The organism is Deltaproteobacteria bacterium (genome assembly GCA_009929795.1).
In the GTDB taxonomy this organism is placed as follows: domain Bacteria; phylum Desulfobacterota; class Desulfovibrionia; order Desulfovibrionales; family Desulfomicrobiaceae; genus RZZR01.
Genome location: RZZR01000060.1, coordinates 1 through 15604, shown reverse-complemented (window position 1 = coordinate 15604; position 15604 = coordinate 1). Strand labels below are relative to the sequence as shown.

16 protein-coding genes are annotated in these 15604 nt (G+C 63.0%); 2 read left to right on the top strand and 14 right to left on the bottom strand.

Annotated elements, in window-relative coordinates; genetic code table 11:
• The 13 genes from EOM25_08160 to EOM25_08100 form a co-directional block, all read right to left on the bottom strand.
• Window positions 1-353 (bottom strand): GTP cyclohydrolase I FolE2 (locus EOM25_08160; protein NCC25160.1); only part of this gene is annotated, 353 nt, incomplete at its 3' end.
• Entirely contained in the window at window positions 353-772 is a 420-nt protein-coding gene (gene nikR / locus EOM25_08155; GenBank protein NCC25159.1) for a nickel-responsive transcriptional regulator NikR, read from the bottom strand. The genes nikR and EOM25_08160, both read right to left, overlap by 1 nt.
• Before the next feature lie 3 nt (window positions 773-775).
• Entirely contained in the window at window positions 776-1471 is a 696-nt protein-coding gene (locus tag EOM25_08150; GenBank protein ID NCC25158.1) for a class I SAM-dependent methyltransferase, read from the bottom strand.
• Window positions 1471-1959: a xanthine phosphoribosyltransferase gene (locus EOM25_08145; GenBank protein NCC25157.1), complete on the bottom strand. Its 489-nt coding sequence runs from the start codon at window positions 1957-1959 to the stop codon at window positions 1471-1473. Before EOM25_08145 ends, EOM25_08150 begins: the two co-directional genes overlap by 1 nt.
• Before the next feature lie 20 nt (window positions 1960-1979).
• Entirely contained in the window at window positions 1980-2900 is a 921-nt protein-coding gene (locus EOM25_08140) for an ABC transporter permease (GenBank protein ID NCC25156.1), read from the bottom strand.
• Window positions 2897-3964, bottom strand: a complete 1068-nt coding sequence (locus EOM25_08135; protein ID NCC25155.1) for an ABC transporter permease — start codon at window positions 3962-3964, stop codon at window positions 2897-2899. Before EOM25_08135 ends, EOM25_08140 begins: the two co-directional genes overlap by 4 nt.
• 37 nt (window positions 3965-4001) lie before the next feature.
• Window positions 4002-5066, bottom strand: a complete 1065-nt coding sequence (locus EOM25_08130; protein NCC25154.1) for a BMP family ABC transporter substrate-binding protein — start codon at window positions 5064-5066, stop codon at window positions 4002-4004.
• A 96-nt stretch (window positions 5067-5162) separates the two neighbouring features.
• The gene (locus EOM25_08125; protein NCC25153.1) at window positions 5163-7457 is read right to left on the bottom strand and encodes a PAS domain S-box protein; all 2295 of its coding nucleotides are present in this window, start codon (window positions 7455-7457) and stop codon (window positions 5163-5165) included.
• Window positions 7458-7507: 50 nt separating this feature from the next.
• Window positions 7508-8890, bottom strand: a complete 1383-nt coding sequence (locus tag EOM25_08120; GenBank protein NCC25152.1) for an aspartate kinase — start codon at window positions 8888-8890, stop codon at window positions 7508-7510.
• A 109-nt stretch (window positions 8891-8999) separates the two neighbouring features.
• Window positions 9000-11594 (bottom strand): ATP-dependent chaperone ClpB, encoded by a 2595-nt coding sequence (gene clpB, locus EOM25_08115; protein NCC25151.1) that lies wholly within the window; start codon window positions 11592-11594, stop codon window positions 9000-9002.
• A 34-nt stretch (window positions 11595-11628) separates the two neighbouring features.
• On the bottom strand, window positions 11629-11913 hold the full coding sequence (locus EOM25_08110) for a MerR family transcriptional regulator (GenBank protein ID NCC25150.1): 285 nt from the start codon (window positions 11911-11913) through the stop codon (window positions 11629-11631).
• A 42-nt stretch (window positions 11914-11955) separates the two neighbouring features.
• Window positions 11956-12942, bottom strand: coding sequence for a J domain-containing protein (locus EOM25_08105; protein NCC25149.1), 987 nt, complete (start codon window positions 12940-12942; stop codon window positions 11956-11958).
• 125 nt (window positions 12943-13067) lie between these two features.
• Complete coding sequence (locus EOM25_08100; GenBank protein NCC25148.1) at window positions 13068-13700, bottom strand: YkgJ family cysteine cluster protein; 633 nt, start codon at window positions 13698-13700, stop codon at window positions 13068-13070.
• Between the two features lie 128 nt (window positions 13701-13828).
• Here EOM25_08100 and EOM25_08095 point away from each other — a divergent pair, with 128 nt between their 5' ends.
• Together EOM25_08095 and EOM25_08090 are read left to right on the top strand one after the other, a co-directional pair.
• Window positions 13829-14512 (top strand): hypothetical protein, encoded by a 684-nt coding sequence (locus tag EOM25_08095; GenBank protein NCC25147.1) that lies wholly within the window; start codon window positions 13829-13831, stop codon window positions 14510-14512.
• Window positions 14509-15357: a flagellar motor protein MotA gene (locus EOM25_08090; protein ID NCC25146.1), complete on the top strand. Its 849-nt coding sequence runs from the start codon at window positions 14509-14511 to the stop codon at window positions 15355-15357. Before EOM25_08095 ends, EOM25_08090 begins: the two co-directional genes overlap by 4 nt.
• 160 nt (window positions 15358-15517) lie before the next feature.
• Here the strand turns inward: EOM25_08090 and EOM25_08085 are convergent.
• Window positions 15518-15604: IPTL-CTERM sorting domain-containing protein (locus EOM25_08085; GenBank protein NCC25145.1), on the bottom strand; the 87-nt coding region annotated here is incomplete at its 5' end.

Here is a 15604-nt window from a genome sequence, read left to right as displayed (position 1 = left end):
CAGTCCATAAGGGAGCGACTGCCGCTGACCGGGGCCGCCAGGGCCATGAAGTAGGGAAAGGAAAAGGCCAGGTGGGAGCGCGACGCGTCGAGGCGCTGGGACAGGTCTTCCAGAAGGTGTCTGAAGCCGTGGTAGTCGACCCGGTCGCCCCAGGCCTCCAATGCCTCAATGAAGCGGCTCATGTGGGTGCCCTTGAAACGGGCAGGCAGGTCCACGCTCATGGTGATGTCGGCCACGGTGTGTTGCCAACCCCGGGCCTGGTCGCGGACCACTATGGGGCGTTTCAAACCGGCGATGCCCACCCGGTCGATGGGCCTGGGGATGGAGGACGGTCCGCTTTGGATATCCTCCATCAGAGCAGGTCCTCTCCCGTGGTGGACAGTGAGAGTTGGCCGTGCTTGACCCCCTTGGTCGAAATGAGCCGTTGCGAAGTCGATTTGATCCTTTCTCCCGTGCCCTTGAGGATAAGGACTTCCAGGCAGTTGTGATGGTCGAGATGGATGTGCAGGGAGGTGACGATGACGTCCAAGGAATCGTGCTGGATTTCGGTCAGGGTCTGGGCCAGATCGCTCTTGTGGTGGTTGTAGACCAAGGACAAAACCCCGACCATCTCCTTGTTCAGATCTTCCCACTCCTTCTGGACCATGGTGTTACGGATTAGGTCCCGGATGGCCTCGGACCTGGTCTGATAGCAGCGCTCCTCGATGAGGGCGTCGAATTTTTCCAGCATCTCCGAATCCAGGGAGATGCCGAAGCGAATGGTTTCACCCATGTCTCACTCCTTATGTTGATCGTTGCGGGCCAGCTCCCAGAAATTGACGCGCATGGTCAGGTTGGAAAAGGAAACGGTTCGAAGGTCCAGGTGTTTCACGGACCACCCCCGTTCCTGAAACCAGCCCCTGAAGGGCCGGGAAACGGTGCGGACGGGCTCTCCGAACCAGGCGAGGCCACCGGGGGCCAGGACCGTTCGGAGCAGGCGCTCCAGGGGCTCGAAAAAAGCCTTTTCGTAGAGGACATCGGCCCCCCAGGCAAATGAAAAGGATCGGGCCCGAAAGGGGGGGCGCCTCCAATCGCAGCGAACTGTGGAGAAGGGAGGGATCCCGTTGCGCCGGGCGCTCCGTCCTGCCAGGGCCAGAGGGCTGTGGGCCCGGTCCATGGCCGTGACCCGGGCGCCCAGGGAAGAGGCGATGCAGGCGGTCAGGCCCAGGCCGCAGCCGATGTCCAGGCAGGCCCGGCCACGAAGAAGTTCGGCCCGGGACGCCAGCCAGTCTCCAAGCATGATCGACGCTGGCCAGATCTCCGCCCAATAGGGGATATCCTCTTCCTCGTCGTCTCCGATGCCGCTCATGGATTCCCAGAGGGTTTCCATGTCGGCCACACGTTCCATGGCCCAGTCTCGGCCTCCGGACCGCACCTCCAGGACATCCACCGACCATCTGGAGAGATCAAACCGATGTGCGGCGCCCGACATCAGGGATTCTTGGCCTTGAGGCCGGCTATTGGCTCCACGAATCTGGATTCCGAGTCCCAGGGAAAGAGAATCCACGTGTCCTGGCTGACCTCGGTGATGTAGGTATCCACCAGGCTGCGGCCGGCAGGTTTGGCGTATAGAGCGGCGAAATGGGCATCGGGCAGCATGTCCCGGATGACTCGGGCCGTGCGGCCGGTGTCCACGAGATCGTCCACGACCAGCCAGTCCGGCCCCACGGCCGAACAGGGCCGCTTGATGACCTTGCAGGAGGCCTGATCCTGCCAGTCGTAGCTGGAGACGCATACGGTCTCCACGTGATGGATGTCCAGCTCCCTGGCAATGACCGCCGCCGGGACCATGCCTCCCCGGGTGACGGCCACCAGGCCGGCCCATTTTTGAAGATCGACCAGCTTCCAGGCCAGGGCCTTGGCGTCACGATGCAGTTGTTCCCAGGAGATGGGAAAGGTCTTGGTGTAGCGATCCTTCATGTCCTGACTCCGATTTCGGTTCAGTCGGCGGGTTCGACGTTCACGCCCAGGGCGGCCGGAGCCTCTCTGACACCCCGGCCACGGGAGGCCATGACCAGGGCGATGACGGTCAAGGCATAGGGGAGCATCATGAGCAGGGACGAGGGCAAGGTCGTCCCGGTGGCCTGAAGCCTGAACTGCCAGGCCATGACTCCGCCGAAGAGATAGGCCCCGAACACAGCCCTGCCGGGCCGCCAGAAGGCGAAGATGACCAGGGCCACAGCGATCCACCCCCGGCCCGCAGTCAGGTTGTTGGTCCAGAGGTGGGTGTAGGCCAAGGAGAGGTAGGCCCCTCCGACCCCGGCCAGAAATGTGCCTAAGACAAGTGCCGACCAGCGCAGCAGGGGTACATTCAGTCCGGTGGTCCTGGCGGCCTCGGGGTGTTCGCCCACGGCCCTGATATGAAGCCCCCAGCGGGTCTTGGTCAGGAGGAACCAGACCCCAATAGCCGTCAGCAGACTGGCGTAGACCAGAATGTCCTGACGGAAGAGGATGGGCCCGAGAATGGGGATGTTTTCCAGGATCGGGACGCGAAGGGGATCGAAGCCCGGAGCGCTCCGGCCGACGAAGGGCGTGCCCAGGTAGTTGGCCAGACCGGTACCCAGGATGGTCAGGGCCAGTCCCGAGACGACTTGGTTGCCCATAAAGTGGAAACAGACCAGGCCATGAAGGCTCCCCAGAAGAGAGGCCGATAGACCTCCAACCAGCACGGCCAGGGTCGGGCTGCCTGTGAACATTGCTGTCAGAAAGGCGCCCAGGGCCCCGACGATCATCATGCCTTCCACGCCGAGGTTAAGGGTGCCGGAGCGTTCGGTCAGGATTTCGCCTAGGGTGGCGTAGAGGATGGGGGTTCCCGACTGGACTGTGGCCGCCAGAAGCGGGATGACGATGTCGATGTTCATGGCCGTCTGATCAGTGAGAGGGAATAGGTGCTGAAAAACCCGGCGGCAAGGACGAAGATGAGGATCATTCCCTCGACGATGCCGCCGAAGGCCGCCGGGACTTGAAGTTCGAGCTGAAGATTCTCGACTCCGACCCGCAGCCCGGCCAGGAGAAAGGATGCCAGGGCGATGCGGAACGGACTCAGGCGGGCCAGCCAGGCGACGATGATTGCTGTATAGCCGTAGCCGGCCATGATGCTCGGTTGGAGGCGCCCCACGGTGGCCGAGGCCTCCATGAGACCGGCCCATCCGGCCAGGACGCCGCCCACGGCCATGACCAGAACGATGAGCCTGCGGTACGGAAACCTTGCGTAGCGGGCGGCCTTTACATTCTCGCCGCAGGCCTGGAGGACGAAGCCCAGGCGGGTGAAACGGAAGACGATCGAAAGCGCGGCTCCCACGATCAGGCAGACCACCACCCCCCAATGGATGGCGGTCCCTTCGGAGATGGCCGACACGGTGGCGCCGTTTGAAAAAAGTGGGGTCATGGGCATGCCGAAGCTAGCCGGGTCCTTCCAGGGCCCGTACACCAGGGCCTCCATGAGGAGGATTCCGAGATAGTTGAACATAAGGGTGACGATGATTTCGTTGACCCCGAGCCCGGCGCGGAGCACGCCGGGAACGAAGCCCCAGAACCCTCCGGCCAGGGCTGCGGCGGAGAACATGATGGGCAGGAGAAGAGCCGGATGCAGGTCCGGAAAGGTCAGAGCGGCCCAGGTGGCCCCGACGGCTCCCAGGGCGAACTGGCCCTCGGCGCCGATGTTCCAGATCTGGAGACGGAAGGTGACGGCCACCCCTAGGGAACAGAGAAAGATGGGAATGGCCTTGATCACGCAGTCCTCAAGGGCCCAGACCGACCCAAAGGCCCCGGTGAGGAGGAGAACCAGCCCCTGGGCCGGAGACTTGCCCTGAAGGGCCAGGAGAGCTCCGGAAGCCCCCAGGGCCAGGACCACACCCCCGACAAGGACGAGACAGGCCCCCCAGGTCAGGGGGGCCTGTCTCCTTTTAACTCGAAAGGTGGTCATGGGCTGCTGGCGAACGTGGTGCCGTGCCGTGAGGGGCCTATTTGGGGGTCCCGACGACTCCCTCGATGAACCAGGTCATGGACAGGAGTTCCTCGTCGGTGGCGGCCCGATCGGCCGGGATGCGGACTTCACCCGCCTGGTCCTTGACCGGACCGTCAAAGACCACCAGTTTTCCTTCGATGATGTCCTTTTTGGCGGCCATGACACGGTCCTGGACCTCCTGCGGCACCATAGGTCCAAAGGGAGACAGATCGACGATGCCGCTTTCCAGCCCGGGCCAATGGTCTGCGGATTTCCACGTCCCGGCCTGCACCTGGCGGGCGATTTCCTGATAGAAGGGACCCCAGTTCCATATCGGGGCGGTCATGTGGGCCTTGGGGGCCATCTTGCTCATGTCCGAGTTGTAGCCGATGGAGTAGAGGCCGCGTTCCTGGGCCGCTTCCTGGGGGCCGGGGGAGTCCTGATGCATGGCGATGACGTCGGCCCCGACGTCCAGCAGGCTCTTGGCGGCCTCCTTTTCGGTGGTCGGGTCGTACCAGGTCTTGGTCCAGACCACCCGGACCTCGACCTCGGGATTCACGGCCTGGGCCCCAAGGGCGAAGGCGTTGATGCCCCTGATGACCTCGGGGATGGGATAGGCGGCGGCGTAGCCGAGGATCTTAGACTTGGTCATGGTCCCGGCCACCATTCCGCTCAGGTAGCGGGCCTGGTACATGCGGCCGAAATAGGTGCCCACGTTGTCGGCCCGCTTGAAACCCGAACAGTGCATGAAGACCGTCTTGGGGAACTTGGAGGCGACCTTGATGGTCGGGTCCATATACCCGTAGCTGGTGGTGAAGATCAGGTCGAAGCCTTTGCGGGCCATGTTTTGAATGACACGTTCGGAATCGGCGCCTTCGGGGACGGATTCGACAAAGGACGTGGTCACGCCGGGCATATTCTCGAGGGCCCTGCGGCCTTGATCGTGGGCATAGGTATATCCCTCGTCTCCGACGGGGGAAACGTAGACGAAGCCGACTTTGATTTCCTTGTCCGCGGCTAGGGACGATCCGGCGACGAACATGAGAGCCGGCAGGAACAAGAACAGGGCAAAACGTGGCATGATCTCCTCCGTTTGTGTGATTGATAGAAAGAGGATCCCTTAGCCCAGGCTCGGCGGACAGGCAAGAGCCCGCCGGAGGCCTCTTGCCCTGAGGCCTTAGCGTTCGGCAAGAACGTTCCGAACGATATGAAACAGGGTGTCGAGGCGGTAGGGCTTAGGCAAAAACGCGGTGGCTCCAAAGGCCTCGGGATCCCGGGCGATGGGGTGGTCGGCATAGGCGCTGGCGACCACGATTCTGGCCGCGGAGTTCAAAGCAAGAATTTCCCTTAGGCAGGTTTCGCCGCCCATGCCCGGCATACCCAGGTCCATGACCACGAGATCGATGTCCCGTCCCCGGTCCTGGAAGATTTTCAGAGCCTCTTCGCCGCTGGCGGCGGCGAGAACCTCGTGCTCGGCGTCTTCAAGGGCCTCCCTGGTCGTTTCACGGATCATGTCTTCGTCGTCGACCATGAGGATCGTGGCCTTGGCCCTGGCTTCGGCCGACTTGAGCTTGGAGGCGAACATGGACGGAGTGGCCCTGGGCACGGCGTAGTCCCCGGGCACGACCGGGAAGAAAAGCCTGAAGGCTGTGCCCTGTCCCGGGGCACTTTGGCATTGGATGTGGCCGGAGTGGGCCTGGACGATGCCGTAGGTCATGGCCAGGCCAAGACCAGTGCCCTTGCCCACACCTTTTGTGGTGAAGAAGGGGTCGAAGATCTTGTCCTGGATTTCCGGAGGGATGCCGGACCCGTTGTCGGTGACGGTCAGGACGGCGTAGCTGCCCGGAGGGATACCGGGATGGTCCGATTCATTTTCCGGGCCGATTTCGGTCCGGGTGCAGGACACGGCCACGGTCCCGGCCTGGTCGCCTATGGCGTCCCGAGCGTTGTTGGCCAGATTGAGGACGATCTGATCCACCTGGCCGGGGTCGGCCAAGACCGAGCCCGCATCGCGGTCGAGATCCACCTTCAGATCAATGTTCTTAGGCATGGTCCGGGTCAGGATGGAAACGGCGTCCCGGATCACGGCGGACAGGCGGACCGGGGCAAATCTGGGCTCGGACTTGCGGCTGAAGGTCATGAGGCGGGCGATGAGGTCCGTGGCCCGGCCGATGATGCGCAGGGCCTCGTGCAGGCTGGCCCGATCCCTGGGCTCTAGGTCGGCCCGGCCCAGGACGAGTTCGAGATTGACCGAGATGCCTTGGAGAAGATTGTTGAAGTCGTGGGCCATGCCTCCGGCAAGGGTCCCAACGACCTCCAGGCGCTGGGCCTGGCGAAGTTGGGCCTCCAATCTCCTGCGGTCCTCTTCGGACTGCTTTTGTTCAGTGATGTTGCGGATGATTCCGGACACGATTCCCTCGGCCTCAGCGTCGAACCTGACAATGTGGGCGCTGACGGCCACGGGGAGGAGGGAGCCATCGGCGGTTTCCAGAGACGACTCCAGGTCACTGGCCCGTCCCTTCTGGGCTAATGTTTCGGCCAGGCGGGAGAAGTCCTCGGGTCTGGCCATTAGGTCCCGCAGATTCCGGCCGACCAGATCATCGGAACGATGGCCGGTCATCCGCTCCAGGGCCGGACTGATGAGCTGGATGGTTCCCTTGGTATCGGCCTGGAAATAGATGTCCTGGAATTCCTCAAAGATCTTCCGATACTTGAACTCGCTCTGGCGGAGTGCGGCCTCGACGTCCCGCTGGCGCTCCATGGAAGAGCGGATTCTTCTGATCAGGCTGTTTGCCGTCCGGACGAGGGCGCCCAGTTCGTTGTGTCCGTGGCCTCGGGGCAGAGGCAGCTCCCGGGGAGTGGGGTTGTCGAGGTCCAGGTCGGCCATCCGGCGGGCGATCTTGAGGATCGGCCTGGTCAGGGTCAGGTGAAAGGCGATGGAGACGAGGAGGGCCAGGATGACAAAGGCCGCAATATTGCGGACCAGAAACCCCGCTGTCTCGCGAAGAGCATGGGCGGCGATGGCCTCTTTGTCCTGGACGATTCGGAGAGAACCCACGTCCTGGCCCATGACGTTCAGCCGTTCGCTGAACTGATCCGGAGAGGGATGGAGCAGATCGAGGATCCAGGGGGGGATGTCCCCCCGTGGCGGTCGCTGCCACTCGACCAAGACGGTCCCGAAATCATCGACGATCTCGACCAGTCGGACAAAGGGATAGTTGCGCAGACCCTCGACGGAGCGCTCGACCTGCTTCTGGTTGATTTCATACACAGCCAGGGAGGCGGCCGGGACGACGGCTTCCAGGAGCAGGCCGACATTGCGGGCGGCATCGACGGACAGGCTGTCGATCAGCCCCCGAAGCTGGAAGCCGCTCATGGCTAGGCTGAAAATCACGCCAAAGACCAAGGCGTTGCGAGCCTGGGTGAAGGCCAGTCGACGGGTGATGGTCGGGGCTGGGGGTTTGGCATCCATGATCGGTTCGAACTTGGCTCAAACAGGCCCTCTTGTCCAGACGGTTTGGCTCAGGACGGGCAGCCCGAACCCTCGAAGAAGGTGGCATGGACGGCCCTGAGGGCCGGGGCAAGGTCGACGGAGCGAACAAGAAAATACAGGGCGGCCGGGGATGGGCCAAAGGCGACCATTTCGATGTTGATTCCGGCCTCGGCCACGGCCGTGAAGCATCGGGCGGCGACGCCGATCCTCTCGCTCATGCCGTGGCCGACCAGGGCGACCATGGCTAGGTCCCGGATAGCCTCAAGACGGGTGCACAGGCCGGGCCGCATTTCCGCCAGGAGGTCATGGGCCGGTTCCAGGTCTCCCTGGTCCAGCAAAAGCGAGATGCAGGTCTGGGAGGTGACAACCGAGCGGATGTTGATGCCACGGCCGCCCAGAAGCCCGGCCACGTTGCCGAGGATGCCCGGTCGGGCACCGACGCCCGAGGCCTGGACCTTGAGGACCCCGATGTTGGCGTTGTGGGCCACGCTCTTGACGCATGAGGCGGACTGGACGTTCTGGCTGGTGATGACTGAGCCCTGGCCGGTGGGGTTCAGGGTGTTCTTGACGGCGATAGTTATGGCCGTGGCCCGCAAGGGCTCCACGGTCCGCGGATGGAGGATTTTGGCCCCGAAATAGGCCAGCTCGGCGGCCTCGTCAAAGGACAGGGCCGGGATGAGGCGGGCCTCGGGGATGAGGCGGGGGTCGGCGCTCATGAACCCGGCCGTCTCCTTCCAGATTTCCAGGATTTCGGCCCCCAGGGCTACGGCGACCACGGCGGCCGAATAATCGCTTCCGCCCCGGCCAAAGGTGGTCACCTCGCCGTCGGGGCCCAGGCCGTAGAATCCGGGGACAAAGGTCACCGTGTCAGGTTTGATCAGGGAAGCGAGGCGGGTGTGAAAATGTTCTTTCGTGGCCGGGATGTCGGCCGTGGCGTCGCCGAACCGGCCGTCGGTGACCATGCCGATGTCTTCGGGGAAGTGGCAGGCGGCCCGCAGGCCCCGGGCCATGAGAATATGGGCTAGGAGCAGGGCGGACAATCGTTCGCCAAAGACGGCGATGGCATCGCGCAGGCGGGGGGTGGCCTCCCGGGTGAAGCTCAGGCCGAAGAACAGGCGTTCGAGTTTCCGGCACAGGGCCTCGAGTGGCGCCTCGAAATCGGCCAGGGCCGATGAGGGCATGAGGGCGGCAGCGGTGTCCATATGTCTGGCCCGGAGTTCGGCCATGGTCGCGGCGATGGTGTCCTCGTCGGCCAGGGCTCGGCTCTGGGCCTTGAGAAGCAGATCGGTCACGCCGTTCAGGGCGGAAACGACAAAGACGTTGCCCGGGCCGTGCACGGCCATGAGGTCGAGAATGCCGGCAACGACCGTGTTGCCGTGGAGACAGCCGCCGCCGACCTTGATGACTTTCATCGCCTTTCCTCCGGGGTTCGAGATGGAGAAAGGGCCCCGGAACCACCATCGGTTCGGGGCCCTTGGCATGAAACCTAGTGCAGGTGCCCGGCGTTGTCGAGGGCCAGGATCAGAGGCCGATGGTCAGCCCGTCCGGGCCGACGCCAACGACGACCTCGCGCCCCTCGGTAATCCGGCCGGCAATGATGGCCTTGGCCAGGGGAGTCTCGATGTGGGCCTGGAGATAGCGCAAGAGGGGCCTGGCCCCGTAGACCGGGTCGTAGGCCTCCCGGGCGACGAACTCCCGGGCCTCGTCGGTCAGGACAAGCCCGATCTTGCGATCTTCCAGCCTCGTTCTCAGATCGGCCAGGAGGAGGTCGATGATTTTCTTGATCTCCTCGATTAAAAGTGGCGTGAACAGGACGATCTCGTCGACCCGGTTCAGGAACTCGGGCCGGAAATGGCCCCGCAGGGTGTTCATGACCTGGTCCTGGACTCCGGGAAGGAGCTCACCCTCGGCGGTGATGCCCTCCAGCAGGAACTGGGAGCCGAGATTGGAGGTCATGATGATGATGGTGTTCTTGAAATCCACTGTCCGGCCGTGGCTGTCGGTCAGTCGGCCGTCGTCCAGGATCTGGAGGAGGACGTTGAAGACGTCCGGATGGGCCTTTTCGATTTCGTCGAAAAGGACCACGGAATACGGCTTGCGGCGGACGGCCTCGGTCAGCTGGCCGCCCTCGTCGTAGCCAATGTAGCCCGGAGGGGCCCCAATGAGTCGGGCCACGGTGTGCTTTTCCATGTATTCGCTCATGTCGAGTCGGACCATGTTGTCCTCGGAGTCGAACAGGGACCGGGCCAGGGTCTTGCAGAGCTCGGTTTTGCCGACGCCGGTGGGGCCGAGAAAGATGAAGGAACCGATGGGCCGGTTGGGGTTCTTCAGTCCGGCCCTGGCCCGGAGCACGGCGTCGGCCACGGCCTCCACGGCCCGGTCCTGGCCGATGACCCGCTCGTGGAGCTGGTCGGCCAGGCGGAGGAGCTTTTCGCGCTCCCCTTCCACTAGGCGGGACACGGGGATGTGGGTCCACTTGGAGATGATCTCGGCCACGTCGTCGGGTCCGACTTCTTCCCGGAGCAGGCGGCCGGTCTCGGCTTCGCCGTCCTCGGTCTGGGCCAGGCGGCGTTCCAGGTCGGCCAGGCGGCCGAAGCGGAGCTCGGCCACCCGGTTCAGGTCGTACTGGCGCTCGGCCTCCTCGATGGCCAGACGGACCTGCTCGATTTCCTCTTTCAGGCTCCGAAGGCCGTTGATGGAATTTTTTTCCTTTTCCCATTGGGCCATGAACCCGGACTGGCGCTCCTTGAGGTCGGCCAGCTCTTTTTCCAGATTCTCAAGACGTTCCCGGGAGGCGGCGTCCTTTTCCCGCTTCAGGGCCTCGCGCTCGATCTCCAGCTGCATGACCTTGCGATTGATCTCGTCCAATTCCGAGGGCAGGGAGTCGATCTCGGTCCTGATCATGGCCGCGGCCTCGTCGATCAAGTCGATGGCCTTGTCCGGAAGCTGGCGGTCGGTGATGTAGCGGTTGGACAGGGTAGCGGCGGTGACCAGGGCGCTGTCGCTGATGCGCACGCCGTGGTGGACCTCGAATCGCTCGCGCAGGCCCCGAAGGATGGAGATGCAGTCCTCCACCCCGGGCTCCTCGACCAGGACCGGCTGGAAGCGTCGCTCCAGGGCCGGGTCCTTTTCAATGTATTTGCGGTACTCGTCGATGGTCGTGGCCCCGATGCAGTGGAGTTCGCCCCGGGCCAGCATGGGTTTCAGGAGGTTTCCGGCATCCATGGCCCCTTCGGCCTTGCCCGCCCCGACAATGGTGTGGATCTCGTCGATGAAGAGGACGATGCGGCCGTCGGATCCCTGGACCTCCTTGAGGACGGCCTTGAGCCTCTCCTCGAACTCGCCCCGGTACTTGGCCCCGGCGATGAGGGAGCCCATGTCCAGGGCGTAGACGGTCTTGTCCTTCAGCCCTTCGGGCACGTCCTGCTTCAGGATGCGCTGGGCCAGGCCCTCGACAATGGCCGTCTTGCCCACGCCGGCCTCGCCGATGAGCACGGGGTTATTCTTGGTCCGTCGGGACAGGATGCGGATGCAGCGTCTGATCTCGGAATCGCGTCCGATGACCGGATCGAGTTTTCCCCGCCGGGCCTCGTCCACGAGATCGCGACCGTATTTCTTCAAGGCGTCATAGGTGCCCTCGGGGTTGTCCGAAGTCACCCGCTGGTTGCCCCGGATGGAGGTCAGGGCCTGGAGGGCGGTGTCGCGTTCGAGGCGGAACTGCTGGTTGACCTTGCCCAGGCCGGTGGAGGCCGGCTCTTCGAGCAGGGTCAGGAAGAGGTGCTCGACGCTGACGTATTCGTCCTGCATCTTTCTGGCCAGCTCCAGGGCCTTGACCAGAACGGCGTTCAGACGCTGGGTGGCATAGAGGGAACCTGGCTGTCCGCCGGGACCGCTGACCTTGGGAATGCGGCCGAGTTGGCTCTCCACGGCTTGGGTGTAGGCCTGGGTCGAGACACCTAGTTTTTCCAGCAGATTCGACACGAGACCGTCTTTTTGGCCGACCAGGGCCAGGGCCAGGTGTTCAACATCAATCTGCTGATGGCCGTGGCCGATGGCCAGATTCTGAGCCTCGGAGATGGCCTCCTGGGATTTTTGGGTGAACTTGTTCAGGTCCATTATGTTTCTCCTTTGAAAATGGAGCCGCTTCCGTTCAGTCGAGGAGGCGGCGAAGCTGTCGGACCTCCTGCTCCAGACTTTCGATGCGGTCCAGGAGGTCGATGATGATGGTCACGCCTACGGTGGTCAGTTCGAAGTCGCAGCACAGGCGCTGGGCCTTGCGGATGCGGCGGACGTCACGGGCGAATAAGAATATTTCGTTTTGGGCCGTGCGCTGGGCCTCAATCCAGCCCAGATCCATGAATTCTCGGAGACGGTCAGCTTCGATGCCGGTCATTTCCAGAAACTGGGTCCAGACGATCAGGTCGGATCTGACCATGGTTCCGTCATGTTCGAGTGTTCTGATGTCCATGTTCTTCTCCTAGGCCCGGGGGTTGAAGCTTGAGCGTTCAGCAAGTTCCCGCCACAATTTTTCTTCCTCGGGACCAATGCCGCTCGGGGATTTGATCATCATCCGGACTAGGTGGTCGCCCTTGCGGGAGGCACTTCCGAGGCCTCGGCCCCGGAGCCTCAATTTCTGCCCGCTGCCGACGCCGGGCGGAATGGCCATGTCCACTTCCCCGTCCAGGGTTGAAACCCTGACCGTGGCCCCGAGAACGGCTTCCCACGGGGCCAGTGGCAGATCGGAAACGATGTTTTTGCCTTCGACCTTGAAAAGGGGGTGGGGAATCAGGTGGACTTTGAGATAGAGGTCTCCAGACGGCCCCCCTCCCTGGCCGGGGTTGCCCTGGCCGGTCAGCCGGATCCTGGCACCGTCCTTGACCCCGGCCGGGACGTTGACCTCCAGGGTCCTGGTGTGCATCTGAGGCATGCCGCCGGGTCCGGGAACCTGCTCTTGAAACGAAATGGTCTTCTTTCCGCCCCGGTAGGCCTCTTCAAGGGGGAGGTCCAGCCGAAGTTCGGCATCCTGTCCCTTGAAGCGCATGGAGCCTCCGCCAAAAGGGCCGCCCTCGAAACCGCCCCCCCTTGGCCGGCCTTTGGAAAAGCCTCCTTCCTGGCCGCCGAACAAAAGATCGAAGAAGTCGCTGAACCCGCTGGCTCCGAAGCCCTGACCCCCGCCGCCTTGGAAGTTGAAGCGAACATTCTCGAAGCCCGGAGGAGGCTGGAAATTCTGGCCATCCTTCCAGTTCGGGCCGAAGGAATCGTAGAGTTTGCGTTTTTCCGGATCCTTCAAAACCTCGTTGGCCTCGTTGATGTCCTTGAACTTGGCCTCGGCCTGGGGATCGCCGGGGTTGAGGTCCGGATGATACTTACGGGCCAGCTTCTTGTAGGCCTTGGCGATCTCTTCCTGGGAGGCGTTTTTGTCGACCCCCAGAAGCTGATAGTAGTTCTTGTACTCGACGCTCATGATCAACGAAACTCCTTGGGGTGGAATATCCGGTCGCGTGAAAAAAGCGAAGCGCGGACCACGGACAATGTAAGGCCTGGCCACCGGTAGTCAAGATTCTGACGTTCGGGAAAAAGGGCCTTTGGTCAGGAAAAATGGCCTTGGAAGGATTGGGCGCGGAATCGGGCGTCCACGGGCATGAGGGCGAGATGCAGGGGCCGTCCGAAACAATGCCAGAGATTGATGTCCCGGATGCCCAGCCGGTCGGTCAGGGTCCGGCGAAAGGCCCATTCCCGCCGGGCTAGGTCGATGATTTCCAGAAAATTGTTTTCGGTCATCAGCCTGTCGATGAGGGCCCATGAAAATTCCCGCTCGTGCCAGATGGCCATTTCGGCAAGGGCGCTTCCAGCGGTCAAGATGTCGGTACGGCTCAGACGGTCTTGTTCGTAGACTTCGAGCATGGGTTCGGTGTTCCAGCATTCCAGAATTCGGCATTCCAGGGGTCTGTGCCCATAGATCGTACACGAGGACGAAATCTGGTCGAAGTGGAGGCAGGGTCCGGGTTCGGAGAGCCCTCGGATTTTCAGCAGATCGCGGTCGAGGTGCTTCAGACCTCCCTGGACGTTGTCCAAGACCCGCTCGCCGGGCCGGAAGCAGACCAGGGCCTCCAAGAGGATGGAACCGTCTTGGACCAGACCGAGGTCGGCGGCGTGCAGGGCCGGGCCGCCCCGACGGCAGCAGGTTCCGCACTGGAGACAGGATGAAGTGGCGGCGGTCATTTCAGCGGTGATGCTATCGGTATCCTCCGAACCTGGCAACAGGCCAAGTCGGGATGCTCAATGCTGGCGCGGCATGACCGTTGCAAAGAATTTTCGGGGAACGATCACCTTCAGAGGAGAGCATTGTCATGACAGACTGGAAGGAGGATTTGGAACAGGAGTCGGGGACCGGAGTCCTGGCCTTGGCCGGAGGAGGGCGGGAAGCCGAGGGCGAGGGATGGAATATCGCCTGGTCCGACTTAATGATGACCATGTTCATTTTTTTCGCCGTGCTCTTTGCCACCAGCGCCATAGAGAAAGAGGTCGATCGCGAACGGAAACTCGGTCCTGTGGCCGAGACCTTGCCGATCGACCACGAGAGACTGCCGTCGCCCAGGATGATGGCCTCGCCGGGTCTGGGGGCCGGGGCAGATGTGGCCGTGGCCGGATTCTGGCAGATCGAGGCCTCCAGGTCCGTGGTTGCCAGTGTTCATTTCATCGAGGGGTCGGATGCCCTTGACGAGCGGAGTCTTGAGGCTCTCAGGGGTTTGTCCCGATCCCTGCGGACTGTGCCTTGGGCCGTGGAAGTTGTCGGTCATGCCTTTGGCGAAGGCTCCGCGGCCGACGAGTGGGACCTGTCCCTTGGCCGGGCAGGGGCGGCAGCCCGGTTTCTGGTGGACTCCTGCGGCCTCGACCCTTCCCGGGTGACGGTGTCCGGCCGGGGAGGGGAAAGCCCCCTGGTGCCGGGGTCCTCCAAACTCTCGACGGCCAGAAATCGGCGGGTCGATGTCACCCTGGTCCGTGGACCGGAAACCGCTGGAGTTCAGCCATGAGCCATCAGAATCTCTGGGGAGCCCTTTTGTTGACCACCTGCCTGGCCTTGGGCCTGTTCTGGTGGGACCAGAACATGGCCTTGGTCAATATCGGGGCCCTGGCCTTGGTTGTCGGAGGCACGGCCTTGGCCGCAGTGCTCAGTTTTCCCATGTCCAGACTCAGGCAGGCCTTGGGGGTGGCCAAAAACGCCTATACGCGGCCAAGCGAAGACGTTGGCGACGTCATCTGCTCGCTCCTGGATCTGTCCCTGAAGTCCCGGTTTTCGGGAATCGCCGAACTGAGCCGGGAAGAGGACCGGATGACGGAGTCCTATCTCCGGAGCGGTCTGGGCCTCTTGGCCGACGGTTATGGGGAAAAGGAGATCGAGAACATTTTGGGCAACGAGTCTCGGTTTTTCCAGGCCAGGCGATCGGCCGTGGCCAGGGTCTTCAGACAGATGGGCCGGGTGGCCCCGTCCTTCGGCGTGGCTGGGAGCGTGGCCGGGCTCATCGGTATGCTGGCCGGAATCGGGGACGAAAAGAGCATGCTGGCGGCCATTCCCCTGGCCCTGGCCTCGACCCTCTACGGCATCCTGCTTCAGCAACTGGTGTTCATCCCCGCGGCAGAGGTCATCGAGAACCGGACCAGGGATCAGCTTCTGGTCATGGCCGTCATCGTCGAGGGACTGCTGGCCATCAAGTCCGAGGAGAACCCCCGCAAGGTGGAGAGAAGGCTGCTGTCGTTCATTTCCCCGGCCCAAAGGGAGGGGACGGCCCGGCGTCTGGCCGCCATCCGGCAAGCCTATCTGGACATGGCCGCCCGAAGACGTCTGGAGATGGCCCTGGAGGAGGACCAGGCGGCCTGATTATTTCCTTTCCGGATTCTTTCCCGCGTTCACGTCCGGCTCGTGGGCCGGGAAACGGCCAGGCAAGGAGCTCGGCAGGCGAATTGCTTGTGACAAACCAAAACGGCCCGGACATCTTCACGATGCCCGGGCCGTTTCCTTTTCGTCCAGGGCCGTCCGACTAGACCAGACCCTGCCTGCGCATCCGCCACAGGGTCAGACCGGCCAGGATGCAGGCCAGAATGATCATGCCCCATTCGGACAGGGT